Origin of the sequence: Marinobacter salinexigens, from assembly GCF_008370345.1 — a bacterium.
GTDB classification, from domain to species: domain Bacteria; phylum Pseudomonadota; class Gammaproteobacteria; order Pseudomonadales; family Oleiphilaceae; genus Marinobacter; species Marinobacter salinexigens.
This window is the reverse complement of the sequence record NZ_VTUU01000010.1, coordinates 13,352-38,296: the sequence shown is the minus strand read 5'-3', so window position 1 is coordinate 38,296 and position 24,945 is coordinate 13,352. Positions and strand designations below refer to the sequence as shown.

Here is a 24,945-nt window from a genome sequence, read left to right as displayed (position 1 = left end):
GTGTCAGCCCAGCTGCATCGGGTCGGTTTCATCATCCCATTCCGGCAGGAAGTGAGCATCGACGATTTCCTGAGGAACGTCTGATACATTGGCATAGGACCATGACGGGTTGTGGTCCTTGTCCACCAGTCGGGCCCTAATGCCTTCCGGAAGGTCTGGGCGGCGTACACACTCCTGTGCCATGGCGAGCTCCATTCTGAATACATCCTTGAGCGACATCTGCTGGGCTTTCTTGAGTTGTGTCCAGACCAGCCAGGCGGTCACTGGACAGCCCGTGCGGAGATTATCCATACAGGCCTGCCACCAGGGGCTGCTGATATCGGCAGCCAATAGCTGCTCGACGATCGCTGGCAGATCATCGCCTGCACTCAAGCGTGCGATCTGCTGCTCATGCTGGGCCAGGTGGCTTGTTTCGAGAGCCCGGTAGTCGGGGGAGTGCATCTGATTCAGTAGCCGGAACAGCCTGTTATCGTCAGCAGCCGCCTCTCCGGTCCAGCGTTGTTCCTGCAATTGTTCAAGCAGGGGGGTACGATCTTCGGGAAGCAGTACCATATCCGCGAGCCCGATCCGGATGGCGTCTGTGACATTCAGGCGGGCGCCGGTCAGCCCCATGAACAGTCCGATACGGCCCGGCAGACGGTTGAGGAACCAGCTGGCACCCACGTCGGGAAACAGGCCAATGGAAATTTCCGGCATGGCCATGGTGATATCCGGTGTTACCAGACGATAGCGGCAGCCTGCCAGCAAACCCATGCCTCCGCCCATCACTACCCCATGGGCGATGCCGATCACCGGTTTGGGAAACCGGTGCAGATCGTAGTCCAGGCGGTATTCCGTTCGGAAAAAGCGCGCCGGGGCCTCGGGGTCACCATTACCGGTCATGGCACTGTGCAGCTGACGGATGTTGCCGCCAGCACAGAATGCCCGCTCACCGTTGCCTTGCAACACCACCAGACAGATACGGTCATCTGCCGCCCAGCGGTCAAGGGCAGCCTGGGCTTCATGGACCATGGTTTCGGTCAGCGCATTCAGGGTGCCGGGTGAATTCAGTGTCAGTAGGCCGATGTGGCCTTCCTGGCAGGCAAGTTCCCGAACCTCTATGGACATTAAGTGATTCTCCAAGCAACTTTCCGTTATTGTTAGCTAATCCGGGCCTCGGACGTCTTCGTACTCTCGGTCTATACTCGTGTGATTAAAAGAGGACGAACGTCGAACAAAAAGCCTTGATTAATCGCATTTGAGGCAGGCTTTTGCTGTGCTATAAGTGCAAATCAGGGTACTGTCCGGTTACACAAGCCGGTTTGCAAATGCTAAAAACGATGATGAGAGGTTAATGACAATGACTCTGAAACACTATGCTGTTGCAGGAATTTTTGCACTGAGCGCTGCAGTTCCAGCGGTCGCTTCTGCCGCAGACGCTGCTGCAGGCAAGGCCAAGGCAGCTGTCTGTGCTGCCTGCCACGGGCAGAGCGGCGTTGCCCAGATCCCGACTTACCCGAATCTGGCGGGTCAGAATGAGCAGTATCTGGTGTCAGCCCTGAAAGCCTACAAGGACAAACAGCGCAATGGCGGCCAGGCGGCCATCATGCAAGGCCAGGCTGCTGCACTGAGCGATACCGATATCGCAAACCTGGCGGCCTACTTCGCCAGCCTTCCTGCTGGCGGCAAGTAAGCCCGGTTCGATCAGTGGAATGGCCTCAGGCCGTTCCACTGACGATGCGATAACAGGGGCTATAGGCGGTCGAGCCAGGTAGTTTCATCCTGTTCTGAGCAACAAACTGTTCAAGCATGGCTTCCAATGGCTTGATCAGGCTCGGGTCCCCGGCGATTTCGAACGGCCCTTTTTCCTGTATGCGGCGGATCCCGCTCTCTTTCACGTTACCTGCCACAATACCGCTGAACGCTTTTCGCAGGTTGGCGGCGATCAGATGAACCGGTTGGTCCCTGTGCAGTTCCAACGCTCGCATGTTGTCGTGATCCGGCTCGAACGGTAGCTGGAAGACGGCATCGATTTTCAGCATCCAGTTGAAATAGTAGGCATCCTGCATGGCGCGCCTGAAGGTTTCCACTTCCTTGATGCCTTTCTTCATGGCCTGTGCCACCCGGGCAGGGTCATCAATAATGATTTCGTACTTGCTGGCGGCGGCATCACCGAGGGCAGTGCGGATAAACTTGTCGATCATCTCGAAGTATTCCGAGTTTTCCCTGGTGCCTGTAAAAACGACCGGGAAGGGCAGGTCGGCATTGTCAGGATGTAACAGAATGCCCAGCAGGTAGAGAATTTCCTCAGCCGTTCCGACACCACCCGGGAACACAATGACACCATGACCACAGCGGATGAAAGCCTCCAGGCGTTTTTCGATATCCGGCATGATCACCAATTCGTTGACGATCGGGTTGGGTGCTTCGGCCCCAATAATGCCAGGCTCGGTCATGCCGATATACCGGCCATTCTTCACCCTTTGTTTGGCATGTCCGATGGTTGCACCCTTCATTGGGCCCTTCATGGCGCCGGGGCCGCATCCGGTAATAATGCTCAGCCCCCGTAAACCGAGCTGATGGCCGATTTCCTTGCTGTACTGGTATTCGGCGTGGCTGATGGAATGCCCGCCCCAGCAGACCACCAGGTCCGGCTGCCGGCCGGCTTCCAGAACCCCGGCATTGCGCAGGATGTGGAAGACCAGATTGGTCAGGTCCTCGGAGTTGTCACGGCGGAAACCGGACAGGCTTTGGGGGATGGTGTTCGAGTAAATAATGTCCCGAAGAACCGAGAAGAGGTGTTCACGGATAGCTCGCAGCATCTCGCCGTCTACGAACGCATGAGCCGGAGCGTTGACCAGCTCCAGTTTCAGCCCCCGGGGTTGTGGCACCAGCCGGACATCAAAATCGGCGTGGGACTCCATCAGGGTCTTACAGTCGTCAGTTTCTACACCGGTATTGAGAACCGCGAGGGCGCACTGCCGGAACAAGCGGTACAGACCGCCTTCACTGCGGTCCTTGAGGCGGCTAACCTCATAGTTTGACAGGATTTCCAGGCTCCCTTCCGGTGAGACCAGGGCATTGGTGGTGGGTTCTTGCATGAACGGTAGAGCTCCTGATTGTTGCTGGTAGTGCTGGCTGCCGCGGGTATTCGTCGTTTGTTTCGGCAACGCCTGATTTTGAGGCACTGATGCAAAAAGGTACACTAGGCGCTTTCCGCCTGATACGCCAGCCGACATTATTCCGATTATATGAAACTTCTTATCCGCCCGGCCGCTGAGGTCGCAATCAAGAGTAAGCCCGTTCGCCGCCAACAGATGCGCCATTTGCGCCAGAATGTTCGCAAAATCCTTATCCGTCTCGACCCCGAAATCGTGGTTGAAGGCAGCTGGGACAGGGTCAATGTGGACTTTCCGGATGGCCGTGGCCTGGCCGGTGCCGTTATCGACGAACTGACACGCATTCCGGGTATCTCATCGATCCAGGAGATTGCGGTCTTCCCGCTTGTCAGTGTTGATGATGTTGCTGAGAAAGCAATAGCAGCCTTTGCTGATCGCCTTGAAGGCAAAACCTTCGCTGTGAGGGTCAAGCGCCAGGGGCAGCATGAATTCCGCTCCCTGGATATGGAGCGGTCCGTGGGCGCTGCCTTGCTCATGAATTCCAACGCGGCCGGTGTGAACCTGAAAGCTCCCGAAGTGGAAGTGCGCATCGGCGTGCAGGATAATCAGTTCCACATTGCCCATCGCAAACACCGTGGTTTGGGCGGTTTCCCTCTCGGCAGCGTTGAAAACGTGATGACCCTGATATCCGGGGGATACGACTCGACCGTTGCCGCATACCTGATGATGCGCCGGGGCCTTCGTACCCACTTCCTGTTCTTCAATCTTGGTGGCACCGCCCACGAAGTCGGGGTTCGGCAGGTGGTGCATTACCTCTGGGAGCGTTATGGCTCTTCCCACAACGCCAAGTTTATTTCTGTGCCTTTTGACGGTGTGATCGCCGAGATTATGAAGTCTGTGAATCACCGTCATTGGGGTGTGGTTCTGAAGCGCCAGATGCTCAAGGCTGCCTGTGAAATATCTCAGACCAACAATGCCAACGGCCTGGTAACCGGTGATGCTGTGGCGCAGGTATCCAGCCAGACCCTGACCAATCTGAATGTGGTGGATCGGGCCAGCGACGAAGTGGTGTTACGTCCGCTCATTTCCATGGATAAGGAAACCATCATCGGCATCGCCAAGGAAATTGGCACGGAGCCATTTGCCCGCACCATGCCGGAATACTGTGGCGTGATTTCCCAGAAACCGGCGACAAGGGCCAAACTGCATCGCGTAGAGGAAGATGAAGCACAGATGGACCCCGAGGTTCTGGCGCGGGCCATTGAAACCCGGGAAGAAACCCCGCTGACCAAACTGATGGATACCACGGTAACGCCGGAAGAGGTGGAACTGGTTCAGACCCCGGGCGTGGATGATGTCATCATTGATGTTCGCCATCCCAGTGAGGGGGAACAGTCACCGCTGACGCTTACCAATAACGAAATTCTCCAGATTCCGTTCTACGAGCTGAACCAGAAAATCGAAGAGTTGCCGGCGAACCGGCAATACCTGCTGTATTGCGATCGGGGCACCATGAGCCGCATGCATGCAGTTCACCTGAAAGCGGAAGGGCACGACAACATCAAAGTGTACGCACCCGCCTCCTGATTCAGATTGCCAGTCCCTTGAAGAATTGCTGGACGTTCTCACTGAGGGCGTCCAGATCATACCCCCCTTCCTGAACCACCAATGTGGGCAAACCGAGCTTGCGGATCTCTGTACTGAGACGGCAGAACCCTTCGGAACTGACGGAAACTTTGGCTTGGGGATCGTTTTTGTAAATGTCGAAACCCAGAGCCAGCACCAGCACATCCGGCTGATACAGTTTCAGGGCGGCGAGAGCTTCATCCAGCCGGTTAAAGAAATCATCTTCCGTCGAACCGTGGGGCATCGGCAGGTTGATGTTGTAGCCGAAACCATCCCCTTCACCGCGTTCATTTTCATAGCCTGTGACTACTGGATAGAAGTTGGTCGGGTCGCCGTGGATCGACACGTAAAGCACATCGCTTCGGTCGTAGAAAATTTCCTGAATGCCTTGGCCGTGGTGCATGTCGGTGTCGAGAATGGCAACCTTCGGGAAGCGCGATTTCAGATGTTCTGCAGCGATGGCGCAGTTATTCAGATAGCAGAACCCTCCCGCGGCATCCTTGCGGGCATGATGGCCCGGCGGACGGCAAACGGCGTAGGCCGTGCGCTCTCCTGCGATCAGCGCATCCGCGCCGCCCAAGGCGGTCTGGGCCGACCAGTAGGCAGCGTTCCAGGTATTGGCGCCAATCGGTGAACTGCCGTCGGCCTGGTAGCGGGCGGCCTCCGCCAGCACGCCGGTCAAATGATTGGGTGAACGCACAAAGATGTTCGACATAACCTCGTCGCCCCAGTCACCCATTTCCATCCATCGCCGATGGGCGGATTCCAGAAAACGGAGGTAGCCCAGATCGTGAACGTCCGATATTGGCCCCGCCCCCTGGTCGGAAGGTTGTAGCACCTGAACTCCCATCTGTCTCAGCCCTTCCAGCATGTGGGCTGTGCGATCAGGAACCTCCTGGGGTTCGCGCATCTGACCACGGGTGAAGTAGGTTTTGGGAATGTGCTGGTCTTGCGCGGGATGAAAAAATGCTTTCATGAATCCGGCCTCCTGGGTTTCTGATTCTCCGAGTATAGGTGCCGTCAGGTGATGGTCAAAAGCCCGGCCACCGACTTTACAGTAAGAGGTTCTGCATCCACTATGGAAGACATAACCCATTGACGCAAACCTGATCCCGCAGGGGATGCAGCTGAGACAGAAGAGGAGTCGAGATGATCGAGTCACCACTGCTGGGAAAGCTGACTGGTTATATCAACGGTCGCTGGACGGGCAATGAACAGGGAACCACTTTCGACGTATACAACCCGGCGACGGGAGATGTAATCGCGAAAGTAGCTTCAATGCCGGAAAGTGACGTGATGGCCGCAGTTGAAGCGGGAAAGTCCGCGTTGAAACTCACCTCGCCCTATCCCATAGAAACCCGAAGAAAATGGTTGGAAGATATTCGCGATGTCCTCAGGGAAAACAAAGAGGAGGTCGGCCGGATTCTGTGCATGGAACATGGGAAGCCCTGGCCTGAGGCCCAGGGGGAAGTGGACTATGCCGCGGGCTTTTTCGACTATTGCGCGAAGCACATTCAGGCCCTGGACGCCCATACGATTCCCGAAAAGCCCAAAGACTGCACGTGGACGGTTCACTATCGTCCGATAGGCGTCACGGGACTGATCGTGCCCTGGAACTTCCCCATCGGCATGATTGCGAAGAAGCTTTCTGCGGCCCTTGCGGCGGGTTGTCCGTCTGTGATCAAGCCGGCGAGCGAAACGCCGCTTACCATGATTGCTTTCTTCAGCCTGATGGACAAACTCGATTTGCCTGATGGCATGGTCAATCTGGTAATGGGCAAGGCCAGCATGATCGGTAAAGTGCTGTGTGAGCATCCGGACGTACCGATGATCAGCTTTACCGGATCCACCGAGGTCGGCCGCCAGTTGTATGTGGACTCCGCTCCGCAGATCAAGAAACTGGCCCTCGAACTGGGCGGCAATGCCCCGTACATCGTGTTTGACGATGCGGATCTAGATGCGGCTGCTGACAACCTGATTGCCAACAAATTCCGTGGCGGTGGCCAGACCTGCGTCTGTGCTAACCGCATATTCGTGCACGAGAAAGTGGCTGATGCTTTCGGTGAAAAACTGGCGGATCGGGTCAGCAGAATGACCGTCGGCGACGGGATGATTGAGGGTGTCGACATCGGACCGTTGGTTAACAAACAGGGGTTCGACAAAGTTAAACGACACCTCGAAGACGCTCTGGACAAGGGCGCAAGCCTGGTTGCGGGCAAACCCCCTGCCGAGCTGGGAGATGGGTTGTTCTTCCCTCCGACCGTGGTGTTGGGTGTTAACCGCGATATGTGCTGCTATCAGGAAGAAACCTTTGGGCCGCTGGTTCCGATGGCTTTGTTCTCTTCTGAAGACGAAGTCATCGCAGCCGGTAATGACACTGAGTTCGGGTTGGCTTCTTACGTATTCACTGCGGACCCTGAGCGTGCTCAGCGAGTCGCAGGCGGTCTCCGTTTCGGCCACGTCGGCTGGAATACTGGCACCGGTCCAACGCCGGAAGCGCCGTTTGGCGGCATGAAAGCCTCCGGCATTGGCCGCGAGGGTGGTCTTGAGGGACTGTTTGAATTCGTCGAAGCTCAAACGGTTCCCAGAGGTTTCTAAATCAGAAAAGCTCGCGCCCCAGCATGAAAGCGCAGGGGAGGTGACGCTGTTCAGGACTGTGTGTGGCCAAGGACGGCCACACCCAAGCGCACACGGACGTGCTCGTAGCGTGTCCTGAACAGCGTCACCTCCCCTGTGCGTTAACTCCACAAGGCGAGAGCTATTGACGCCCCCGACAACCCCTCCTAAGTCCTGTTATACTTCCTGACCTGTTTATTTAACCAGTAGCGAATCTATTCCTATGGACGTCTCCCATATCATCGATCCCCTTAATGACGCCCAGCGTGAGGCTGTAACGGCACAGAACGATCATTTGCTTGTGTTGGCCGGCGCTGGCAGCGGTAAAACCCGGGTGCTGGTGCATCGGATCGCGTGGTTGATGACCGTGGACAGAGTGCCGCCGACCGGCATTCTGGCGGTGACTTTTACCAACAAGGCGGCCAAGGAAATGCGCTTCCGGATTGAGCAGATGATGCAGATCCCGGCGCGCGGGCTCTGGTTCGGGACCTTCCATGGCATTGCCCACCGACTGTTGCGATCCCACTGGCAGGATGCAGGGCTGCCGGAGAACTTTCAGGTACTGGACAGCGATGATCAGCTTCGCCTGATCAAGCGCGTGATGCGGGAAAACCAGATTGACGAGAGCCGCTGGCCGCCGAAGCAGGCCCAGTGGTTTATCAACAGCCAGAAAGATGAAGGCCTGAGGGCTGATCATATCCAGGACAATCCCGGGGATCACTTCACGTCTGTGATGCTCAAAATCTATCGCCAGTATGAACAGCTCTGCCAGCAGAGTGGCCTGGTGGATTTCGGTGAACTGCTGCTGCGTTCCCACGAGCTCTGGCTGCACCGGCCCGAGTTGCTGGCCCATTACCAGACACGCTTCCAGCACATTCTGGTGGACGAGTTCCAGGATACCAACACGATTCAATACGCCTGGCTGCAGGTGTTGGCTTCCAACCGCGTACCGCTGACGGTCGTTGGAGATGATGATCAGTCCATCTACGGCTGGCGCGGGGCCAAGATCGAGAACATCCAGCAGTACCAGCGGGATTTCCCTAATGCCCGGCTAGTTCGCCTTGAGCAGAATTACCGCTCCACCCAGACCATCCTGAAAGCCGCCAACGCAGTGATCGCCAACAACCAGGGGCGTTTGGGGAAAGAGCTGTGGACAGACGGTCCGGAGGGTGAGCCGATCAGTCTCTACGCGGCCTTCAATGAGCAGGATGAAGCCAACTACATCGCCGACAGCATTTCTGCCTGGGTTCAGGAAGGTAACCTGCGCAGTGAGTCCGCGATTCTCTATCGTTCCAATGCCCAGTCCCGGGTGCTGGAAGAAGCCCTGATGAGACAGGGCATACCCTACCGAGTCTATGGTGGCCTGCGCTTCTACGACCGCCAGGAAATCCGTAACGCACTGGCTTATCTGAGGCTGGTTCATTATCGCCGGGATGATGCCGCTTTTGAGCGGGTTGTGAACGTACCTACCCGGGGTATCGGCGCCAAGAGCCTTGGGGAACTGCGGGAGTACGCCACAACCCAAAGCATTTCCCTCTGGGAATCCGCAGAGCGCCTGCTGGAAGCCGGGCAGGTTAAAGGCCGGGCCAAGACCGGGCTGCAGTCGTTCATTGGTTTGATCGAAGCCTTGTCGGAGATGGTGGACGACGCCTCCCTGCACGGCCTGATGAAACAGACCATCGAAATGAGTGGCCTGAAGGACTACCACGCCAGTGAAAAAGGCGAAAAAGGGCAGGCCCGCGTCGAAAACCTTGAGGAACTGGTGAATGCGTTGTCAGACTTTGAGGTGGAAGAGGGCGTGGACCCGCTTTCCGAGTTCATCGCCCAGGCGGCACTGGATGCGGGAGAATCCCAGGCGGAAGCCCATGAGGACAGTGTACAGCTGATGACCCTGCACTCGGCCAAGGGCCTGGAGTTCCCGTTGGTGTTCCTGGCGGGTGTGGAAGAAGGGTTGTTCCCCCACGGGATGTCTCTGGAAGAGCCCGGGCGCATGGAAGAAGAGCGCCGATTGGCCTACGTGGGTATCACCCGTGCGATGAAGAAGCTGGTGCTTACTTACGCAGAATCCCGCCGTTTGTACGGGCAAGAGAAGTTCAATGCCCTGTCCCGCTTCGCCCGCGAAATCCCGGCGGACTGTATTCAGGAAGTGCGCCTGCGTAATACCGTGACCCGCCCGGCCATGGTGGAGCGCCCTAATGAAAGTATGTTCAGCCAGGACTCTGCCCAGCAGGCCGGTTTCAGCCTTGGCCAGCGGGTTCGTCATCCCAAGTTCGGCGAGGGTATCGTCATGAACTGCGAGGGATCGGGGCATCATACCCGGGTTCAGGTGAATTTCGACGAAGGACCCAAGTGGTTGGTATTGGCTTATGCGCCGCTGGAGGCCTGCTGAAACTGTGGCGTTGGTACAGGTTTTGTTGGGTGGGCTGTTAGGCCATTCGAGTGATAGAAGGCCGGATTGGCTGGGGTGATTTAAAAATGTGCGGAGCCATGGATGGCGGAGCCCAAGCGTCACATGGACGTGCCGAAGGAGCGGTTTTTAAATCACCCCAGCCAATCGGGCCAAACCACCGGGCCTCACATCAAGACTGCGTAAATCACGGCAGCCAGAATTATTCGATAGATAACATAAGGCCACATTCCCACAGTATTGAGCCACTTCAGGAAGAAGTGGATCGCCGTAATGGCCATCACAAAGGACGTGATTCCGCCAATCAGGAAACCATTCCAGTCGACGATGACATCGGAAGAGGCTACTTCCAGCAGTTTTACGCCTGAAGCCAGAACAATAATCGGAATTGCCAGCAGGAAAGAGAAACGGGACGCGGTTTCGCGGGTCATGCCGAGGAAAAGGCCCGCGGTGATCGTTACACCGGAACGGGACGTGCCGGGAACCAGGGCGAAGGCCTGGGCAATACCGACAACAAGGGCGTCTTTCCAGCTCAGGGAATCAAGTGACCGTTCCCGTCTTGGTAGCCAGTCGGCAATGCCCAGGAGGATGCCGAATACCAGAGTCGTTATGAAAATAACCCCGGCGCCCCGCAGCTCATTGTCGATCATATCCAGCAATGCCAGGCCCGCGAGTCCTGCGGGGATGGTGCCGATCACCAGATACCAGGCCAGAGCCCCCTGGCCGACAATCTTGCGCTGGGCCATGGAAATCAGGCCATCTTTCGCAATCCCGAAGACATCCCTTCGGAAATACAGAACCACAGCCAGCAGCGTGCCCACGTGAACCGAGAGGTCAAAACCAACGCCCTGATCGGTCCAGCCAAAAAACGCTGGTGTCAGGATCAGGTGGGCAGAGCTTGAGATAGGAAGGAATTCGGTCAGTCCCTGAAGGAGGCCAAGAAAAAGGGCCTGGAAAAGATCCATGTGCGTTTCCGTCTGGTTTCGTGGGTTGGAGCCGGTGCCTGGAGCCAAAAACTGGGCTGGATATTAGCAGGGCGCCCGCAGGCTGAACAGTTACAGGGATGTAGCCCTCCCTGTATGGCGAGGGGTACATGGATCAGGATGGGAACTTGTCTCGGGTCCGGTTTGCGATTCGTACCAGTGCCAGCATCAAAGGGACTTCCACCAAAACGCCGACTACGGTGGCCAGTGCCGCTCCGGACTGAAGCCCAAAGAGCGCGATAGCGGCGGCAACGGCCAGCTCAAAAAAGTTGCTGGCGCCAATCATCGCGCCGGGGGCGGCAATGCAATGGCGAACCTTCCACAGCCTTGCCCAGCCGTAGGCCAGCAGGAAGATAAACACCGTCTGCACGATCAACGGAACTGCGATTAGCACAATATGGAGTGGGTTGTTCAGAATAACTTCGCCCTGGAAGGCGAACAGCAGTACCAGTGTCACGATCAGCGCGGCCGGCGTAACCGGGCCCAGCCGTTTCATGAAAACGTCGTCGTACCACTGTTGATTGTGGCGGGCGATCAGGATGCGCCTGGTCAGGTAGCCGGCAGTGAGTGGAATGACAATATAAAGAACCACCGATAGGATCACCGTATTCCAGGGCACCTGAATGTCGGAAATTCCCAGCAGGAAAACCACAATCGGGGCAAAGGCAAACAGCATGATGATGTCATTCAGGGAAACCTGAACCAGCGTATAAGCGGCATCGCCCCGGGTCAGATAACTCCAGACGAAAACCATAGCGGTACAGGGCGCTGCGCCCAGCAGGATGGCTCCAGCAAGGTATTCCCGCGCGAGATCAGGTGCTATCCATGGGCTGAACACCACGGTCAGGAAAAACCAGGCAATGGCGAACATGGTGAAGGGCTTGATCAGCCAGTTTACGATGGTGGTAATCGCCAGGCCTTTGGGCTCTCTTCGAACGCCAACCACGGCACTGAAGTCGATTTGCGCCATCATCGGGAAAATCATCGCCCAGATGAGGATGGCGATGGGAATGGAAACCTGGGCGTATTCGAACCGGGACAGGGTTTCGGGTACTGACGGTGCCCATTGGCCAATTGCCACGCCAGCAACGATGGCCAGTGCGACCCATACCGACAGATAACGTTCGAAAACTCCCATGTTCTCTTCCTTGTTCCGCGAAATTGTCAGATGGACCTTTGGTTAACCCGGCGAGAAAGCTCTTCCGCCGTTTCTTTCCGCTCAGAATAGCGGTCCGTCAGGTAATCGCTGCGGTCGCGGATCAACAGAGTGAACTTTACCAGCTCTTCCATCACGTCGACGATGCGATCGTAATAGGGCGATGGTTTCATTCGGTCGTTTTCGTCGAACTCCATGAACGCCTTGGGTACGGAGGACTGGTTTGGAATAGTCACCATCCGCATCCACCGGCCCAATACCCTGAGCTGGTTGACCGCGTTGAATGACTGGGAACCACCGCACACCTGCATCACCGCCAGGGTTTTGCCCTGAGTGGGACGAACGGCGCCCAGAGAGAGTGGAATCCAGTCAATCTGGGTCTTCATGATGCCGGTCATGGCCCCGTGGCGTTCCGGGGAACACCAGACCATGCCTTCACACCATTGAGTCAGTTCACGAAGCTTCTGAACCTTGGGGTGGGAAGCGTCCTCTGCATCTGCCAGCGGCAGACCCGACGGATTGAAGGTGCGGGTTTCCGCGCCCATTGCTTCCAGCAGGCGGGAAGCCTCCTCCACAACCAGACGGCTGAATGAACGTTCCCGCAGCGATCCGTAGAGCAGGAGAATTCGAGGCGGATGGCTGGATGCTGTCTTGGCAAATACCTGTTCAGAGGTCGGAGCTGAAAACAGGCCGGGATCAATATTCGGAATGTCGTCCGGGTTCATTGTGGTGTGGGTCCTTTACTTGATTCTTGAGCACAACTATTATGCATCAAAATAGATATTCGAAAAATAGAATATTCGTGGAGTCGAATATGAAGCGCAGAGTATTGTTTGTTTGCACGGCCAACAGTGCGCGCTCTCTTATGGCTGAAGCGTTGCTCCGGAAAATGGCAGGGGACGAGTTTGAAGTGGCTAGTGCCGGTACGGAACCTGCCGCTCCTCACCCGTTGGCTTTGCAGGTTCTGTCTGAAGCGGGTATTCCCACTGAAGGCCTGAGCAGCAAGCCTCTGCAGGAGGTTGAAAATCAACACTGGGACTACGTCATCATGCTTTGCGAGCGAGCAACTCGGGAATGTGGTTCCATCTGTCAGCCTGCCCAACAGATTGCGTGGGATTTTCCCGATCCCGCAGCGACTAACCGTCATGGCACCTTCGTTTTAACACTCAAAGACCTGAAAGAACGCATCAAGCTGTTCGCCACAGTGCATCAAAAAGTCACGCGGAAACTCTCGGCTGAGAATCCTGTCGCACTGTTTAAGGCGCTGTCGGATGAGTTCCGGTTGGCGGCGTTGTTGCTTATCCGTGATCAGGGAAGCCTCTGTGTCTGCGAACTTACAGAGGCCTTTGATGTACCGCAGCCGAAGGTAAGCCGGCACCTGTCTACACTGAAAGAAGTTGGCCTGCTCAATGCGGAGCGCCGTGGGCAATGGATTTATTACTCGATCGACTCGGAAATGCCCGGTTGGGTGGCGCAGATTGTCAACGCGGCCGCCGATAACAGTCGACAGTTGGTAGAGATTCCGTTGCGGCGTCTTGAGGCAATGTCCGAGCGCCCGGGTGTCCCATGTCCGTAATGTTTTTGTGTTTGATTGACAGATGGTATCTGACGGGAGTACGTCATGAGTAAGATCAAGGTAGGAATCAACGGATTCGGCCGTATTGGCCGTCTGGCACTGCGTGCAGCCTGGGGCTGGCCTGAGATGGAGTTTGTGGCCATCAACGACCCAGGTGCGGATGCGGGTACTCTCGCTCATCTGCTCAATTTTGACAGTGTCCACGGGACATGGGCTCAACAGGCGAATGCTGATGGTGAGGACATCGTTATTGGTGATCAGCGCATTCGGGTCACTCGTAACAAAGCCATCAGCGACACAGACTGGTCCGGTTGCGACCTGGTGATTGAGGCCAGCGGTGTGAACAAGAAGGTGAGTGTTTTGCAGGCCTATCTGGATCAGGGGGTAAAGCGGGTTGTTGTTACCGCACCGGTCAAGGAAGCTGGCGCGAAAAACATCGTGGTAGGGGTGAATGATGACATCTTCGATCCGGCGAACGACCGGATTGTAACGGCTGCATCCTGCACCACTAACTGCCTGGCGCCAGTTGTAAAAGTGATCCACGAGAAACTGGGGATCAGGCACGGCTCAATCACCACCATCCACAGCCTGACCAACACCCAGACCATCATTGACGCGCCTCATAAAGACCTGCGCCGGGCGCGGTCATGCGGTAGTTCGTTGATTCCCACGTCCACCGGTTCTGCCACAGCCATTATTGAGATATTTCCTGAGCTGAAGGGGCGCCTTGATGGGCACGCTGTTCGTGTTCCATTAACCAACGCGTCCCTGACGGACTGCGTTTTTGAAGTCGATCAGCCAACGGATAGCGAGACAGTGAACCGCTTGCTCAAGGAAGCTGCGGACGGCGAGCTTAAAGGCATCCTCGGTTATGAAGAGCGGCCTCTGGTTTCCATTGATTACAAAACTGATCCGCGTTCGTCCATTGTGGATGCGCTTTCAACGCTGGTGGTCAATGGCACCCAGGTGAAAATCTACGCCTGGTATGACAATGAGTGGGGCTACGCCAACCGCACAGCCGAGCTTGCCCGTCGGGTGGGGCTCGCCTGATATGACAGCTGCCATCCGTCAGTACCTTGTTATCACTGGCAACTACTGGGCCTTCACCCTGACGGATGGTGCTCTTCGGATGCTGGTGGTCCTGCATTTCCACCAGTTGGGCTATTCGCCACTGGCGATTGCGCTGCTGTTTGTCTTTTACGAGTTTTTCGGGGTGGTCACTAACCTTGTGGGTGGCTACCTGGGCGCTCGTATCGGACTGAACCGGACCATGAACCTGGGCCTGTTCCTGCAGATTGTGGCGTTGGGCATGCTGGCGGTGCCGGCGGCGATGCTCACGGTGCCCTGGGTCATGGCTGCGCAGGCGCTTTCGGGCATCGCCAAGGATCTGAACAAGATGTCCGCCAAAAGTGGCATTAAATTGCTGGTGCCGGACGAACAGCAGGGAAAGCTCTACAAATGGGTAGCGATCCTGACTGGCTCCAAGAATACACTGAAGGGTGTGGGCTTTTTCCTCGGCGGCGTGTTGCTGATGACGCTCGGGTTTGCCGGTGCCGTGGTGGCAATGGCTGTTGCGCTTGGCGGCGTCTGGCTGGTCAGTCTGTTCCTGCTCAAGCAGGAATTGGGCAAGAGCAAGGCCAAACCGAAGTTTACAGATATGTTCTCCAAGAGCCGCGCCATTAATGTGCTCTCTGCTGCCCGGATGTTTCTGTTCGGGGCCCGGGATGTCTGGTTTGTGGTGGCGTTGCCTGTGTATCTGCATACTGTGTTCGGATGGGATTTCTGGAAAGTCGGCGGCTTCCTGGCCTGCTGGGTTATTGGTTATGGTTTTATCCAGGCCGTTGCACCGCGTATTACCGGAAACCGGGAGGGCCGGCAGTCGGCGGTATTCTGGGCGACGGTGTTGGCGCTGATTCCTGCAGGCATAGCTGTCGGGCTGACGGCGGATTGGTCATTGCAGGTGGTGCTGATTGGCGGGCTGTTGCTGTTCGGCGTGGTTTTCGCTATCAATTCTTCACTGCACAGCTATCTTATTGTCAGCTATGCCAGAGGCGACGGGGTGTCACTTGATGTGGGCTTCTACTATATGTCGAATGCGGCAGGCAGGCTGTTAGGGACTGTTCTGTCGGGATGGGTGTATCAGGCCTACGGACTGGAAGCCTGTTTATGGATTTCGGCTGGGTTGGTGGCAACAGCGGCTTTACTGTCAGTGCTGTTGCCCGACCAGAGACCTGCACTAGCCTGAGACTTACGGGGTAAGCCAGCTGATGATCTGGTCGTGCTCGGGGATGGAGCCGGAATGCACGAGCTTGCCATCTACAGCCACCGCCGGCGTCGACATGACCTGATATTCCATGATTTTTACCGGGTCGGTTACTTTGATCACGTCAACGTCCAGGCTCAACTCTGTTGCGGCGGCCGAGATTTTCTCTGCGGTTTTTACACATTTCTTGCAGCCCGTACCGAGCACTTCGACAGTAGTCATTCTGTTTCCTCATTCCTTGGGTCAGGCATCATAAGCCGGTAAACAGCCAGGGGCTGATGGTGTTGATGATCCAGCCCACGATCATGAAATTGGTCAGCAGGATGGCGAATATTGTGGCCAGGAGCCGGAAGGTCATCACCTGTTTCAGCATAACAAATTCCGGAAAGCTGGCTGCTACGGTGCTCATGCAGAACGCCAGGGTGGTGCCCACAGGCAACCCTTTGATAATCAGGCTTTCCATTACCGGGATAACACCTGTGGCATTGGAGTATAGAGGCAGGCCTGCAAAGACTGCAGCGGGTACGTTCCACCACTGGCCGGAGCCCAGGTTTTCGGCAAACCAGTTGTCTGGAACAAAACCATGCAGGGCGGCGCCGAGGCCGACGCCAATAAATACCCATTTCCAGATCCGGCCAACAATCTCCTTAAGTTCTTCCTTTGCAAAGTGGTGTCTTTCGCGAAGGGTCAGTTTTGGTGCTTCCGGTATGTCTTCCAGGGGAGTCCGGGGGTCATTGTTCCTGGTTGCATTCTGGTAGGCCTTGGCGGCAAAGTCCTTCAGCCAGCGTTCGCCCCGGAACGCATCGAGGAGCATGCCGCCGACAATGCCCACTGCCATGCCAACCACGATATAGGCGATGGTGAACTTCCAGCCAAGCAGGCTCCAAAGCATGATCACCGCGACTTCGTTGATGATGGGGGAGGTGAACAGAAACGCCATGGTGATGCCCAGGGGAATGCCGGCACTGGTGAACCCGAGGAACAGTGGAATGCTGGAGCAGGAGCAGAATGGTGTGATGGCCCCGAACGCTGAACCGAACATATAGCCAAGCAGGCGGTTTTTTCTTTGGATGTAGGCGCGGACCCGCTCCAGGTTGAGGGATGCTCTGGCCAGTGCAATCACGTAGATCATTGCGACCAGAAGGAACAGAATTTTGGTGGTGTCTTCTATAAAAAAATGAATGGCACTGCCAAGACGGGTCGTCGGGGACAATCCCATCAGATCGTAGGTGAGCCAGGTGGCGAGATGGGTAAATATGGACAACATCCTTGCGGTAACCCCTATGGCGTAAGCGACAAGTCGCTGGAAATATGATCCGCTCGACAGAATGATATACGCGGTTGCAGGATCACTTCCTGATCTGAAGCAAGACACCAAAGTAGCATGGGTAAATCGGCCCCTGTACCTTTAGAGTGGAGGTATTACCTTTTAACAGAAGAAAAACAATGATGGCATTCCTGCGTCGCTACCCGTTGCCGGTTATCGTACTGGCCCAGTTGTTTGGCACCTCGCTGTGGTTCAGCATCAATGGTGTCTGGTTGTCACTGGCGGCGGAGTTCGGGTTGACGGAAGAGTCTCTGGGCGAGTTGACGCTGTCTGTTCAGGCCGGTTTCATTGCCGGAACGCTGACCCTCGCGGTGACGGGCCTGGCTGACCGGTTCGGCGCCAGCCGTATGTTTGCCGTGGCGTGCCTGGTGGGGGCGCTGTCCAACGCTGTGTTTGTTTCCGTTGCCGGAGAACCGCAGCTCTCCCTGATTCTGCGCTTTATAACCGGTCTCTGCCTTGCCGGAATTTATCCCCTGGGTATGAAAATGGTGATCGCCTGGACGCCGAAGTATGCCGGTTCCGCGCTGGCCTGGCTTGTTGGCATGCTGACACTGGGCACAGCTCTGCCTCACCTGATGCGCGGGGCGACTCCCGGGATGCCCTGGGAATGGCCAATGGTTGGAGCCTCTATTCTCGCGCTGATGGGTGGAGCCCTGGTATTCCTGCTGGGAGATGGACCGCACCTGCCGGCCAGCCGTGGCCCGATTCCTTTACGACAAGGGCTGGCAGCATTGCGTATACCCGACTTCCGGGCAGTTGCCGGGGGGTATTTCGGGCATATGTGGGAGCTCTATGCGTTCTGGACTCTGGTGCCGTTGCTGGCCGGAAGGGAGTTGGTGCGCCTGGGAATAGGTAATGATCTTATCCCCTGGTTCTCCTTTGCGATTATCGGTATTGGCGGTATCGGCTGTTTCTTCGGTGGATGGCTGAGCCGTAGAAAGGGTAGTGCATGGGTGGCCCGATGGGCACTGACGGTGTCCGGGGGGATGTGCATTGTTTATCCCTGGTTGCATAGCCTGCCCGCGGGTTTGCTTATCGTTATGCTGCTGGTTTGGGGTGTGGCCGTGGTGACGGATTCTCCCCAGTTTTCTGCCCTGGCCTCGGCTGCTGCTCCGAAAGAATCGGTCGGTTCATCCCTGGCGGTCATGAATGCGGTAGGATTTGGCCTGACATTGCCCGCTATATGGTTGACCAGCGGTCTCTGGGCGGAGTGGGGTGTCTGGGTGGTGTTACTGCTGGTGCCCGGACCGGTGTTCGGCTTGTGGTCGTTGCGACGGGCAAGCTGATCCGGGCGTCCTTCTTTGAAAACTGGCGATCTTGCCTTAACGGTTCTGCTCTGGAACCTCGCGGATGCGTCCGTGTTCGTCGATGGCAACATAGACGAACAGACCTTCGGTAACCTTCCGCGGGTTTTTGGCGGTGCGGTCCAGAGTCCATACTTCTACGCTGATTTTCATCGAACTCCGACCGATGTCCACCAATTCGCAATAGCAGCCTACCTGAGAACCAACTCGCAGTGGCGACAGGAACTCCATACGATCCATAGCAACCGTTGCATTACGGCCCTGGGAAATACGCCCGGCCATGGTGGCTGCGGCAATATCCATCTGTTTGACCAGCCATCCGGCAAAAACGTCGCCGTTGGCATTGGTGTCGGAAGGAAGCGGGATGACCTGGATTGTCAGTTCGCCACGGGGGGCGGGTTTATCGTCGTCTAATGCTGTCATGGAACGTGCCTTTTAAGAGTCTGGAATTGTTTTAACCCCGCATGTTAATGGCCTGAGGCCGCGCTGCAAGCTATTTTCCTCAATCGTGACTATATTTCAGGGGCTGTAACAAAGCTGTCATAGAGAGTCATTAGTCTGCATCCATCGGTAAAGCAGATCCGAGATCAAGACAACGTCCAAACCAAATATATGGAGACTTGACGTGATGAAGCTTAAATCAGTTGTTGCTTCTGTTGCCCTGGCTGGCAGCATTGCAGCTGTGTCCGCCCCGGCTATGGCTCGCGATACTATCAACATCGTGGGTTCTTCCACTGTTTACCCGTTCGCAACCGTTGTTGCCGAGCGTTTTGGTCGCAACACCGACTTCCCGACTCCTAAGCTCGAGTCTACCGGTTCCGGCGGTGGTCTGAAGCTGTTCTGTGCCGGTGTTGGTACTCAGCACCCGGACATCACCAACGCTTCCCGTCGCATCAAGTCGAGCGAAATCGAGCTGTGTGCCAGCAACGGTGTTGAAGCGATCACTGAAGTCAAGATCGGTTCTGACGGCATCGTTATCGCCAACTCCAAAGAAGGCGCCAAGGTTGACCTGACTCTGAAGGAAATCTTCCTGGCCCTGGCCAAGGACGTTCCTGATCCCAAGGGCGGCGAAAAGCTGGTTCCTAACCCGTACAAGAAGTGGAGCGACATCGACTCCAGCCTGCCGAACGAAGAAATTATCGTAATGGGTCCGCCGCCGACTTCCGGTACCCGTGACGCCTTCGTTGAGATCGCGATGGAAGGTGGCTGTAAGAGCTACGACTGGATCAAAGCAGTCAAGAAGCAGGACAAGTCCAAGTACAAGAGCATCTGTCACAGCATGCGTGAAGATGGTCCGTTCATCGAAGCGGGTGAGAACGACAACCTGATCGTTCAGCGTCTGGAGCAGGACAAGCACGTATTTGGTATCTTTGGTTACAGCTTCCTGATGGAAAATGCTTCCAAGATCCAGGCTGCTACTATTGACGGTGTGAGCCCGACTCCGGAAACCATCGCTGACGAAGCTTACCCGGTTGCTCGTTCCCTGTACTTCTACATCAAGAACGCCCACGTTGGTGTTGTTCCTGGCATCGAAGAGTACGTTGGCGAGTTCACCAGCGAAGGTGCATGGGGTGACAACGGCTACCTGGTAGACGTAGGCCTGATCCCGAACCCGCGCAAAACTCGCATGGAAGTAGTTAAGCGTGTTAAGAGCCTGACTCCGATGACTGCTGCTGATCTGTAATAGCGGCTGAATCAATCATGGATGATAACAAGAGAGCGCGTGCCTGAAGGTTCGCGTTCTTTTGTCGCTTTTGAAAGAGATAAAATGGGCTGCGATCTGGCCCGGAAAAAAACGTTGAGCGGGCTTAACCTCAACACTCACACGACACAGAGATTTCTATGCAAACGGCCAACCTGCTTCCCCTGGTTCTGGTGATTGCCGTCGTCGCCTACGCGCTGGCTTATACCCGGTCGCGTTCGGTGGCCGAGCCACTGGGAGGAATCCGCAATCTCAAAGCGCTACCGTTTTACTATGCTGCCCGGGCAGCATTGTGGTGCGCCATTCCAGCCTTGATTCTACTGGGTGCCTGGGCCGCATTTGAAGGCAAGGTTATCCAGAACATGGTGGTGTCTTCGTTGCCTGCGGAAGTGGCTCCACAGTCTCCGGGAGAGGCGAGCCTGATCGTGTCTCAGATCAGCAACGTCGCAGAAGGCAAGCTGGATCCGACTCGGGTACCTGAAGCTGTGCTCGGTGCGGCCGACTTGCTGCAAAACCTCCGGGCAGAAAGCAGCAACTTTAAAACGACTCTGGTGATCCTGATCGCCGTTCTGGGGTCTGCGTTTGCATGGACACGGGTGCAGCCACACATCAATGCCCGGGAGAATGTTGAGCGAACGTTACGCTGGCTGTTCTTCGCCTGCGCGGCTGTGGCCATCCTGACTACCGTGGGCATTGTCCTGTCAGTCATCTTCGAGACCGTGCGTTTCTTTGGCAAGGTGCCGATCACCGAGTTCCTGTTTGGCACTAGCTGGAGTCCGCAAACAGCCCTGCGCGCAGATCAGGTCGGTTCGGACGGGGCTTTCGGCATGATCCCGCTGTTTACCGGGACTCTGCTGATCTCTGCGATTGCATTGCTGGTGGCGGTGCCGGTTGGTTTGATGTCTGCCATCTACCTATCTGAATACGCCTCGAAGCGTGGCCGCGCCATCATCAAGCCGCTGCTGGAAATGCTGGCGGGTGTTCCGACGGTTGTTTACGGCTTTTTTGCAGCTTTGACCGTGGCGCCGTTCATAGCCGGTGTGGCTGACATGATTGGCTTGAATGCCTCTGTGCAGAGTGCCCTCGCTGCAGGCCTGGTGATGGGGGTCATGATTATCCCGTTTGTATCCTCGCTTTCGGACGACGTCATTAACGCGGTACCTCAGAATCTTCGTGATGGCTCGCTGGCTCTGGGGGCAACCCAGGCCGAAACCATGAAGAATGTCATCTTCCCGGCAGCCCTTCCGGGCATTATGGGGGGCATCATGCTGGCCGCCTCCCGGGCAATCGGCGAAACCATGATCGTGGTTATGGCAGCGGGCCTGGCGGCCAACCTCACCGCCAATCCGCTGGACTCGGTAACCACCGTGACGGTTCAGATTGTCACTCTGCTGACGGGTGACCAGGAGTTCGACAGTGCCAAGACACTGGCCGCATTCGCTCTGGGTATGATGCTGTTTATTGTCACCCTGATCCTCAACATCATCGCGCTGCACGTCGTTCGCAAGTATAGGGAACAGTATGATTGAGCAAGGTTCACAGGCGGAGATTGTTCGCCAGTCGCTGAAGAAACGTTACCGCAAGGAGCGTAGGTTCCGGATGTATGGCCGGGTGGCTATCGCCGTTGCTCTGGCTTCACTGCTGCTGCTGTTTGTCGACATCATTGGCAAGGGTTACACCGGCTTTATCAAGACAACAATCACTCTGGACGTGACTCTCGATGGTGAGGCCATGTACCTGGATGACCCCACGGACAAGGATCAGATGTCCATGGCGGATTTTCAGGCACCGATCATTGCCTCGCTGCAAGGTTATTTCCCTCAGGCCACCGAGCGTAGTGACGTCCGACAGCTGAGCCGCCTGGTTGGCAGCTATGCCGGAAACCAGATCAAGGATCTGCTGGTGGATAATCCCGGTTTGCTGGGGTCGACCCAGACTCTGGAATTCCTGGTGCACGACACCGTGTCGGTGTATGTCAAACACGCCGGGGATGAAGCCTACAGTGTGCGTTTGTCTGATCAGCAGAAAGGCTGGGTGGATGAACTGGTAGAGAAAGGGGTAATCGATACCGGCTTCAACGACGTGTTGTTCAGCCGTGGCGACTCCCGGGAGCCCACTAACGCGGGTATTCTCGGCGCGATCATGGGATCACTGCTGACAATGATCGTTACCCTGGTGATTGCCTTCCCCGTGGGGGTCTCGGCAGCGGTCTACCTGGAGGAATTCGCGCCTCAGAATCGCCTGACGGATTTTATCGAGGTGAATATCAATAACCTGGCGGCGGTTCCATCCATCATCTTTGGCCTGTTGGGCCTGGCGATGTTTATCGGATTATTCGGCATGCCCCGTTCGGTGCCGGTCGTCGGTGGTCTGGTGCTGGCGCTGATGACCCTGCCGACCATTATCATTTCCAGTCGAGCGGCCATTAAGAGTGTGCCGCCCTCCATTCGCGAAGCGGCGATGGGCATGGGCGCATCCAAGATGCAGGTGGTACTGCACCACGTTGTGCCCCTGGCGATGCCTGGCATGATGACCGGTTCCATTATTGGTATGGCTCAGGCTCTGGGTGAAACCGCACCGCTGCTGTTGATTGGTATGGTGGCCTTCATTGTTGAGGTGCCAGATGGTTTCTTCAGTTCAGCCACTGTGTTGCCGGTACAGATTTACCTATGGGCCAGTAGCGCCGAACAGGGCTTTATTGAGCTGGCTTCCGCCGGAATCATGGTCCTGCTGGCCTTTATGATTTCCATGAATGCATTGGCCATCTGGCTGCGTAAACGTCTTGAGCGCCGTTGGTAAGGAGCACATTATGAATACTATGAACCCAACAGTAACCAGCGAAACAGGTGCAGGTGTGGTGGAAGATAAAGTAGCTCCGGTGAAAGAGGAGCGCCCTGCGGAAGCTGAACTTGAGGAAGGTGTAACGGTTGGTACGCCGTATTCCGACGATCCCAAGTTCAAATTGCGGAATGTTGAAGTTTTCTACGGTGAGTCCCGGGCCATCAAGAACATCAGCCTGGATATCGCCCGTAACGAGGTTATTGCGTTTATCGGGCCATCCGGCTGCGGTAAATCGACCTTTCTGCGCTGCCTGAACCGCATGAATGACAGTATCGATATCTGTAAGGTCAAAGGCAGCCTGCAGCTGGACGATAACGACATTTATGACCCCTCCCGGGATGTGGTGGAGCTGCGTGCGCGTGTGGGTATGGTGTTCCAGAAGCCGAATCCGTTCCCCAAGTCGATCTACGACAATGTAGCCTACGGTCCCCGCATCCATGGTCTGGCCAATCGCAAATCCGACCTGGATGACATCGTCGAGAACAGTCTGCGTAAGGCGGGTTTGTGGAACGAGGTGAAAGATCGTCTGGATGCAACTGCAACCGGTATGTCTGGTGGCCAGCAGCAGCGGCTGTGTATCGCGCGAACCATTGCCGTGAGCCCGGAAGTGGTACTGATGGATGAGCCCTGTTCTGCGCTTGACCCGATTGCTACCGCAAAAGTGGAAGAGCTGATTGCCGAGTTGTCTGAGAGCTATACGATTGTCATCGTGACCCACTCAATGCAGCAGGCGGCCCGGGTCTCCCACCGCACAGCCTATTTCCATCTCGGTCATCTGGTAGAAGTGAATGAAACCAACAAGGTGTTCACTTCTCCGGAGCATAACATGACGGAATCCTACATCACTGGCCGCTTCGGTTAATTCCGGGCTCTGGTAACATTGGAGAACAAGTACTATGCCTCATACGAAGGATGAGACTTACGGAGATCATACCTCCCACGCGTTTAATGATGAACTGATGGAGCTCAAGGCCCAGTTTCTCAAAATGGGGGGGCTGGTTGAGCAGCAAGTCGAAAATGCAGTCCAGGCGCTGATGGACAGTGATGGTCACCTGGCAGATGAAACAAGAACCAGGGACAGAGAAGTAGACCAGATGGAGATGGATCTGGACGAAGTGGCGACCCTGATCATTGCCCGTCGTCAGCCGACTGCCCGGGATCTGCGCCTTGTGGTATCAGTCATCAAAATGGTGGCGGATCTGGAGCGGGTTGGCGATGAAGCCAAGAAAATTGCCAAGCTGGCTCTGCAACTGTCTGAGGAAGGGCAGGCTCCGCGCGGGTATATTGAAGTCAGGCACATCAGCAATCATGTGTTGGGTATGCTTCACGAGGCCTTGGACTCCTTTGCCCGCCTGGATGCGAGTCAGGCTCTGCGGGTGAAGAAAGAAGACAAGAATGTTGATGCTGAATACCAGGCCGCTGCCCGGACCCTGCTGACCTTCATGATGGAAGATACCCGTAACATTTCCCGCTGCATGTCGTTGATGTGGGTTCTGAGGGCTCTGGAAAGGGTTGGTGATCACGCCTGCAACATTGCAGAAAATGTGATCTTTATGGTGGAAGGCGAAGACGTCCGTCATACCAGTCTTGAAGACATGGAAAAGCTGGTTACACAGGATAACTCCTGAGCACAGCAATAAGGGGGCATGAGCCCCCTTATTTTTTCACCGCCAGGCTGATCAGGCCTGTTTCATCTTGTCAGTGTAAGGTGGCCACCCGAGAGGCTTGCCTGCCAGAACATGCAGATGGATATGAAACACCGTCTGCCCGGAATTTTCACCGCAGTTCATGACGACCCGATAGCCGTCATCCGCAAAACCTTTTTCCCTGGCGATCTTCGCCGCGACCAGATAAAGGTGCCCCACCAGTTCCCGATCTGCTTCTTCAATGTCGTTGATCGTGGCGATCGCTTTTTTCGGAATCACCAGGAAGTGTACCGGTGCCTGAGGGTTGATGTCGCTGAATGCCAGGCTGATATCGTCCTCGTAGAGAATGTCGGCGGGGATCTCCCGGTTGATGATCTTGGTGAAAATGGTTTCTGACATG

At 56.0% G+C, this 24,945-nt stretch carries 23 protein-coding genes; 13 read left to right on the top strand and 10 right to left on the bottom strand.

What is annotated here, in order from left to right; genetic code table 11:
* Positions 1 to 3: 3 nt before the first annotated feature.
* Positions 4 to 1,107 carry an enoyl-CoA hydratase/isomerase family protein gene (locus FWJ25_RS16445; RefSeq protein ID WP_149601356.1) on the bottom strand — a complete coding sequence of 368 codons (1,104 nt, stop codon included), beginning with the start codon at positions 1,105 to 1,107 and terminating at the stop codon, positions 4 to 6.
* A 232-nt stretch (positions 1,108 to 1,339) separates the two neighbouring features.
* Here FWJ25_RS16445 and FWJ25_RS16440 point away from each other — a divergent pair, with 232 nt between their 5' ends.
* Entirely contained in the window at positions 1,340 to 1,672 is a 333-nt protein-coding gene (locus tag FWJ25_RS16440; RefSeq protein WP_149601403.1) for a c-type cytochrome, read from the top strand.
* 25 nt (positions 1,673 to 1,697) lie between these two features.
* Here the strand turns inward: FWJ25_RS16440 and ppnN are convergent, their stop codons facing one another.
* Positions 1,698 to 3,080, bottom strand: a complete 1,383-nt coding sequence (ppnN, locus tag FWJ25_RS16435) for a nucleotide 5'-monophosphate nucleosidase PpnN (RefSeq protein ID WP_149601355.1) — start codon at positions 3,078 to 3,080, stop codon at positions 1,698 to 1,700.
* Between the two features lie 150 nt (positions 3,081 to 3,230).
* Here ppnN and thiI point away from each other — a divergent pair, with 150 nt between their 5' ends.
* Complete coding sequence (thiI, locus tag FWJ25_RS16430; RefSeq protein ID WP_149601354.1) at positions 3,231 to 4,685, top strand: tRNA uracil 4-sulfurtransferase ThiI; 1,455 nt, start codon at positions 3,231 to 3,233, stop codon at positions 4,683 to 4,685.
* Between the two features lies 1 nt (position 4,686).
* Here the strand turns inward: thiI and FWJ25_RS16425 are convergent, their stop codons facing one another.
* Complete coding sequence (locus tag FWJ25_RS16425) at positions 4,687 to 5,700, bottom strand: histone deacetylase family protein (protein ID WP_149601353.1); 1,014 nt, start codon at positions 5,698 to 5,700, stop codon at positions 4,687 to 4,689.
* Positions 5,701 to 5,873: 173 nt separating this feature from the next.
* Between FWJ25_RS16425 and FWJ25_RS16420 the strand changes: the two genes are divergently transcribed.
* Both FWJ25_RS16420 and uvrD read left to right on the top strand, forming a co-directional pair.
* Positions 5,874 to 7,322 (top strand): NAD-dependent succinate-semialdehyde dehydrogenase, encoded by a 1,449-nt coding sequence (locus FWJ25_RS16420; RefSeq protein ID WP_149601352.1) that lies wholly within the window; start codon positions 5,874 to 5,876, stop codon positions 7,320 to 7,322.
* A gap of 241 nt (positions 7,323 to 7,563) precedes the next feature.
* The gene (gene uvrD / locus FWJ25_RS16415; protein WP_149601351.1) at positions 7,564 to 9,729 is read left to right on the top strand and encodes a DNA helicase II; all 2,166 of its coding nucleotides are present in this window, start codon (positions 7,564 to 7,566) and stop codon (positions 9,727 to 9,729) included.
* A gap of 185 nt (positions 9,730 to 9,914) precedes the next feature.
* Here uvrD and FWJ25_RS16410 read toward each other — a convergent pair whose 3' ends face one another.
* From FWJ25_RS16410 to arsH, 3 genes are all read right to left on the bottom strand, one after another.
* Positions 9,915 to 10,712: an undecaprenyl-diphosphate phosphatase gene (locus FWJ25_RS16410; RefSeq protein WP_149601350.1), complete on the bottom strand. Its 798-nt coding sequence runs from the start codon at positions 10,710 to 10,712 to the stop codon at positions 9,915 to 9,917.
* A 133-nt stretch (positions 10,713 to 10,845) separates the two neighbouring features.
* On the bottom strand, positions 10,846 to 11,868 hold the full coding sequence (arsB, locus tag FWJ25_RS16405) for an ACR3 family arsenite efflux transporter (protein WP_149601349.1): 1,023 nt from the start codon (positions 11,866 to 11,868) through the stop codon (positions 10,846 to 10,848).
* Positions 11,869 to 11,894: 26 nt separating this feature from the next.
* On the bottom strand, positions 11,895 to 12,611 hold the full coding sequence (arsH, locus tag FWJ25_RS16400; protein WP_149601348.1) for an arsenical resistance protein ArsH: 717 nt from the start codon (positions 12,609 to 12,611) through the stop codon (positions 11,895 to 11,897).
* A gap of 89 nt (positions 12,612 to 12,700) precedes the next feature.
* Here arsH and FWJ25_RS16395 point away from each other — a divergent pair, with 89 nt between their 5' ends.
* The 3 genes from FWJ25_RS16395 to arsJ are packed head-to-tail and all read left to right on the top strand — an operon-like array spanning position 12,701 to position 15,707.
* Positions 12,701 to 13,462, top strand: coding sequence for a metalloregulator ArsR/SmtB family transcription factor (locus tag FWJ25_RS16395; protein ID WP_149601347.1), 762 nt, complete (start codon positions 12,701 to 12,703; stop codon positions 13,460 to 13,462).
* Positions 13,463 to 13,507: 45 nt separating this feature from the next.
* Positions 13,508 to 14,512 (top strand): ArsJ-associated glyceraldehyde-3-phosphate dehydrogenase, encoded by a 1,005-nt coding sequence (locus FWJ25_RS16390; RefSeq protein WP_149601346.1) that lies wholly within the window; start codon positions 13,508 to 13,510, stop codon positions 14,510 to 14,512.
* Between the two features lies 1 nt (position 14,513).
* Complete coding sequence (arsJ, locus tag FWJ25_RS16385; RefSeq protein WP_149601345.1) at positions 14,514 to 15,707, top strand: organoarsenical effux MFS transporter ArsJ; 1,194 nt, start codon at positions 14,514 to 14,516, stop codon at positions 15,705 to 15,707.
* 3 nt (positions 15,708 to 15,710) lie between these two features.
* Here the strand turns inward: arsJ and FWJ25_RS16380 are convergent, their stop codons facing one another.
* Together FWJ25_RS16380 and FWJ25_RS16375 are read right to left on the bottom strand one after the other, a co-directional pair.
* The gene (locus FWJ25_RS16380) at positions 15,711 to 15,947 is read right to left on the bottom strand and encodes a thioredoxin family protein (protein ID WP_149601344.1); all 237 of its coding nucleotides are present in this window, start codon (positions 15,945 to 15,947) and stop codon (positions 15,711 to 15,713) included.
* 28 nt (positions 15,948 to 15,975) lie between these two features.
* Entirely contained in the window at positions 15,976 to 16,992 is a 1,017-nt protein-coding gene (locus FWJ25_RS16375; protein ID WP_149601343.1) for a permease, read from the bottom strand.
* Between the two features lie 179 nt (positions 16,993 to 17,171).
* Here FWJ25_RS16375 and FWJ25_RS16370 point away from each other — a divergent pair, with 179 nt between their 5' ends.
* The gene (locus FWJ25_RS16370) at positions 17,172 to 18,338 is read left to right on the top strand and encodes an MFS transporter (RefSeq protein WP_149601342.1); all 1,167 of its coding nucleotides are present in this window, start codon (positions 17,172 to 17,174) and stop codon (positions 18,336 to 18,338) included.
* Between the two features lie 36 nt (positions 18,339 to 18,374).
* Here FWJ25_RS16370 and FWJ25_RS16365 read toward each other — a convergent pair whose 3' ends face one another.
* Entirely contained in the window at positions 18,375 to 18,779 is a 405-nt protein-coding gene (locus FWJ25_RS16365; RefSeq protein WP_149601341.1) for an acyl-CoA thioesterase, read from the bottom strand.
* Between the two features lie 205 nt (positions 18,780 to 18,984).
* Between FWJ25_RS16365 and FWJ25_RS16360 the strand changes: the two genes are divergently transcribed.
* The 5 genes from FWJ25_RS16360 to phoU all read left to right on the top strand — a co-directional run bounded on the left by FWJ25_RS16360 (position 18,985) and on the right by phoU (position 24,527).
* On the top strand, positions 18,985 to 20,040 hold the full coding sequence (locus FWJ25_RS16360) for a substrate-binding domain-containing protein (RefSeq protein WP_149601340.1): 1,056 nt from the start codon (positions 18,985 to 18,987) through the stop codon (positions 20,038 to 20,040).
* Between the two features lie 158 nt (positions 20,041 to 20,198).
* Entirely contained in the window at positions 20,199 to 21,587 is a 1,389-nt protein-coding gene (gene pstC, locus FWJ25_RS16355; protein ID WP_149601339.1) for a phosphate ABC transporter permease subunit PstC, read from the top strand.
* A complete protein-coding gene (pstA, locus tag FWJ25_RS16350; protein WP_149601338.1) occupies positions 21,580 to 22,857 on the top strand; it encodes a phosphate ABC transporter permease PstA in 1,278 nt (425 codons plus the stop codon). The genes pstC and pstA overlap by 8 nt, the downstream gene beginning before the upstream one ends.
* A 10-nt stretch (positions 22,858 to 22,867) precedes the next feature.
* Positions 22,868 to 23,761: a phosphate ABC transporter ATP-binding protein PstB gene (gene pstB / locus FWJ25_RS16345; protein ID WP_149601337.1), complete on the top strand. Its 894-nt coding sequence runs from the start codon at positions 22,868 to 22,870 to the stop codon at positions 23,759 to 23,761.
* Between the two features lie 34 nt (positions 23,762 to 23,795).
* Positions 23,796 to 24,527: a phosphate signaling complex protein PhoU gene (phoU, locus tag FWJ25_RS16340; RefSeq protein ID WP_149601336.1), complete on the top strand. Its 732-nt coding sequence runs from the start codon at positions 23,796 to 23,798 to the stop codon at positions 24,525 to 24,527.
* 51 nt (positions 24,528 to 24,578) lie between these two features.
* On the opposite strand, the gene FWJ25_RS16335 is transcribed toward phoU, so the two are convergent.
* The gene (locus FWJ25_RS16335) at positions 24,579 to 24,944 is read right to left on the bottom strand and encodes a histidine triad nucleotide-binding protein (RefSeq protein WP_149601335.1); all 366 of its coding nucleotides are present in this window, start codon (positions 24,942 to 24,944) and stop codon (positions 24,579 to 24,581) included.
* Position 24,945 lies beyond the last annotated feature (1 nt).

What these genes read in the sequence shown, in the direction of transcription:
- pstC (WP_149601339.1), top strand. Translation starts at nt 20,199, where the DNA reads ATGCAAACGGCCAACCTGCTTCCCCTGGTTCTGGTGATTGCCGTCGTC.
- uvrD (WP_149601351.1), top strand. Translation starts at nt 7,564, where the DNA reads ATGGACGTCTCCCATATCATCGATCCCCTTAATGACGCCCAGCGTGAG.
- FWJ25_RS16420 (WP_149601352.1), top strand. Translation starts at nt 5,874, where the DNA reads ATGATCGAGTCACCACTGCTGGGAAAGCTGACTGGTTATATCAACGGT.
- FWJ25_RS16445 (WP_149601356.1), bottom strand. Translation starts at nt 1,107, where the DNA reads ATGTCCATAGAGGTTCGGGAACTTGCCTGCCAGGAAGGCCACATCGGC.
- FWJ25_RS16335 (WP_149601335.1), bottom strand. Translation starts at nt 24,944, where the DNA reads ATGTCAGAAACCATTTTCACCAAGATCATCAACCGGGAGATCCCCGCC.
- FWJ25_RS16390 (WP_149601346.1), top strand. Translation starts at nt 13,508, where the DNA reads ATGAGTAAGATCAAGGTAGGAATCAACGGATTCGGCCGTATTGGCCGT.
- FWJ25_RS16380 (WP_149601344.1), bottom strand. Translation starts at nt 15,947, where the DNA reads ATGACTACTGTCGAAGTGCTCGGTACGGGCTGCAAGAAATGTGTAAAA.
- FWJ25_RS16410 (WP_149601350.1), bottom strand. Translation starts at nt 10,712, where the DNA reads ATGGATCTTTTCCAGGCCCTTTTTCTTGGCCTCCTTCAGGGACTGACC.
- FWJ25_RS16375 (WP_149601343.1), bottom strand. Translation starts at nt 16,992, where the DNA reads ATGTTGTCCATATTTACCCATCTCGCCACCTGGCTCACCTACGATCTG.
- pstB (WP_149601337.1), top strand. Translation starts at nt 22,868, where the DNA reads ATGAATACTATGAACCCAACAGTAACCAGCGAAACAGGTGCAGGTGTG.
- FWJ25_RS16370 (WP_149601342.1), top strand. Translation starts at nt 17,172, where the DNA reads ATGATGGCATTCCTGCGTCGCTACCCGTTGCCGGTTATCGTACTGGCC.
- arsB (WP_149601349.1), bottom strand. Translation starts at nt 11,868, where the DNA reads ATGGGAGTTTTCGAACGTTATCTGTCGGTATGGGTCGCACTGGCCATC.
- FWJ25_RS16365 (WP_149601341.1), bottom strand. Translation starts at nt 18,779, where the DNA reads ATGACAGCATTAGACGACGATAAACCCGCCCCCCGTGGCGAACTGACA.
- FWJ25_RS16395 (WP_149601347.1), top strand. Translation starts at nt 12,701, where the DNA reads ATGAAGCGCAGAGTATTGTTTGTTTGCACGGCCAACAGTGCGCGCTCT.
- phoU (WP_149601336.1), top strand. Translation starts at nt 23,796, where the DNA reads ATGCCTCATACGAAGGATGAGACTTACGGAGATCATACCTCCCACGCG.
- FWJ25_RS16440 (WP_149601403.1), top strand. Translation starts at nt 1,340, where the DNA reads ATGACTCTGAAACACTATGCTGTTGCAGGAATTTTTGCACTGAGCGCT.
- ppnN (WP_149601355.1), bottom strand. Translation starts at nt 3,080, where the DNA reads ATGCAAGAACCCACCACCAATGCCCTGGTCTCACCGGAAGGGAGCCTG.
- thiI (WP_149601354.1), top strand. Translation starts at nt 3,231, where the DNA reads ATGAAACTTCTTATCCGCCCGGCCGCTGAGGTCGCAATCAAGAGTAAG.
- arsJ (WP_149601345.1), top strand. Translation starts at nt 14,514, where the DNA reads ATGACAGCTGCCATCCGTCAGTACCTTGTTATCACTGGCAACTACTGG.
- FWJ25_RS16360 (WP_149601340.1), top strand. Translation starts at nt 18,985, where the DNA reads ATGAAGCTTAAATCAGTTGTTGCTTCTGTTGCCCTGGCTGGCAGCATT.
- pstA (WP_149601338.1), top strand. Translation starts at nt 21,580, where the DNA reads ATGATTGAGCAAGGTTCACAGGCGGAGATTGTTCGCCAGTCGCTGAAG.
- FWJ25_RS16425 (WP_149601353.1), bottom strand. Translation starts at nt 5,700, where the DNA reads ATGAAAGCATTTTTTCATCCCGCGCAAGACCAGCACATTCCCAAAACC.
- arsH (WP_149601348.1), bottom strand. Translation starts at nt 12,611, where the DNA reads ATGAACCCGGACGACATTCCGAATATTGATCCCGGCCTGTTTTCAGCT.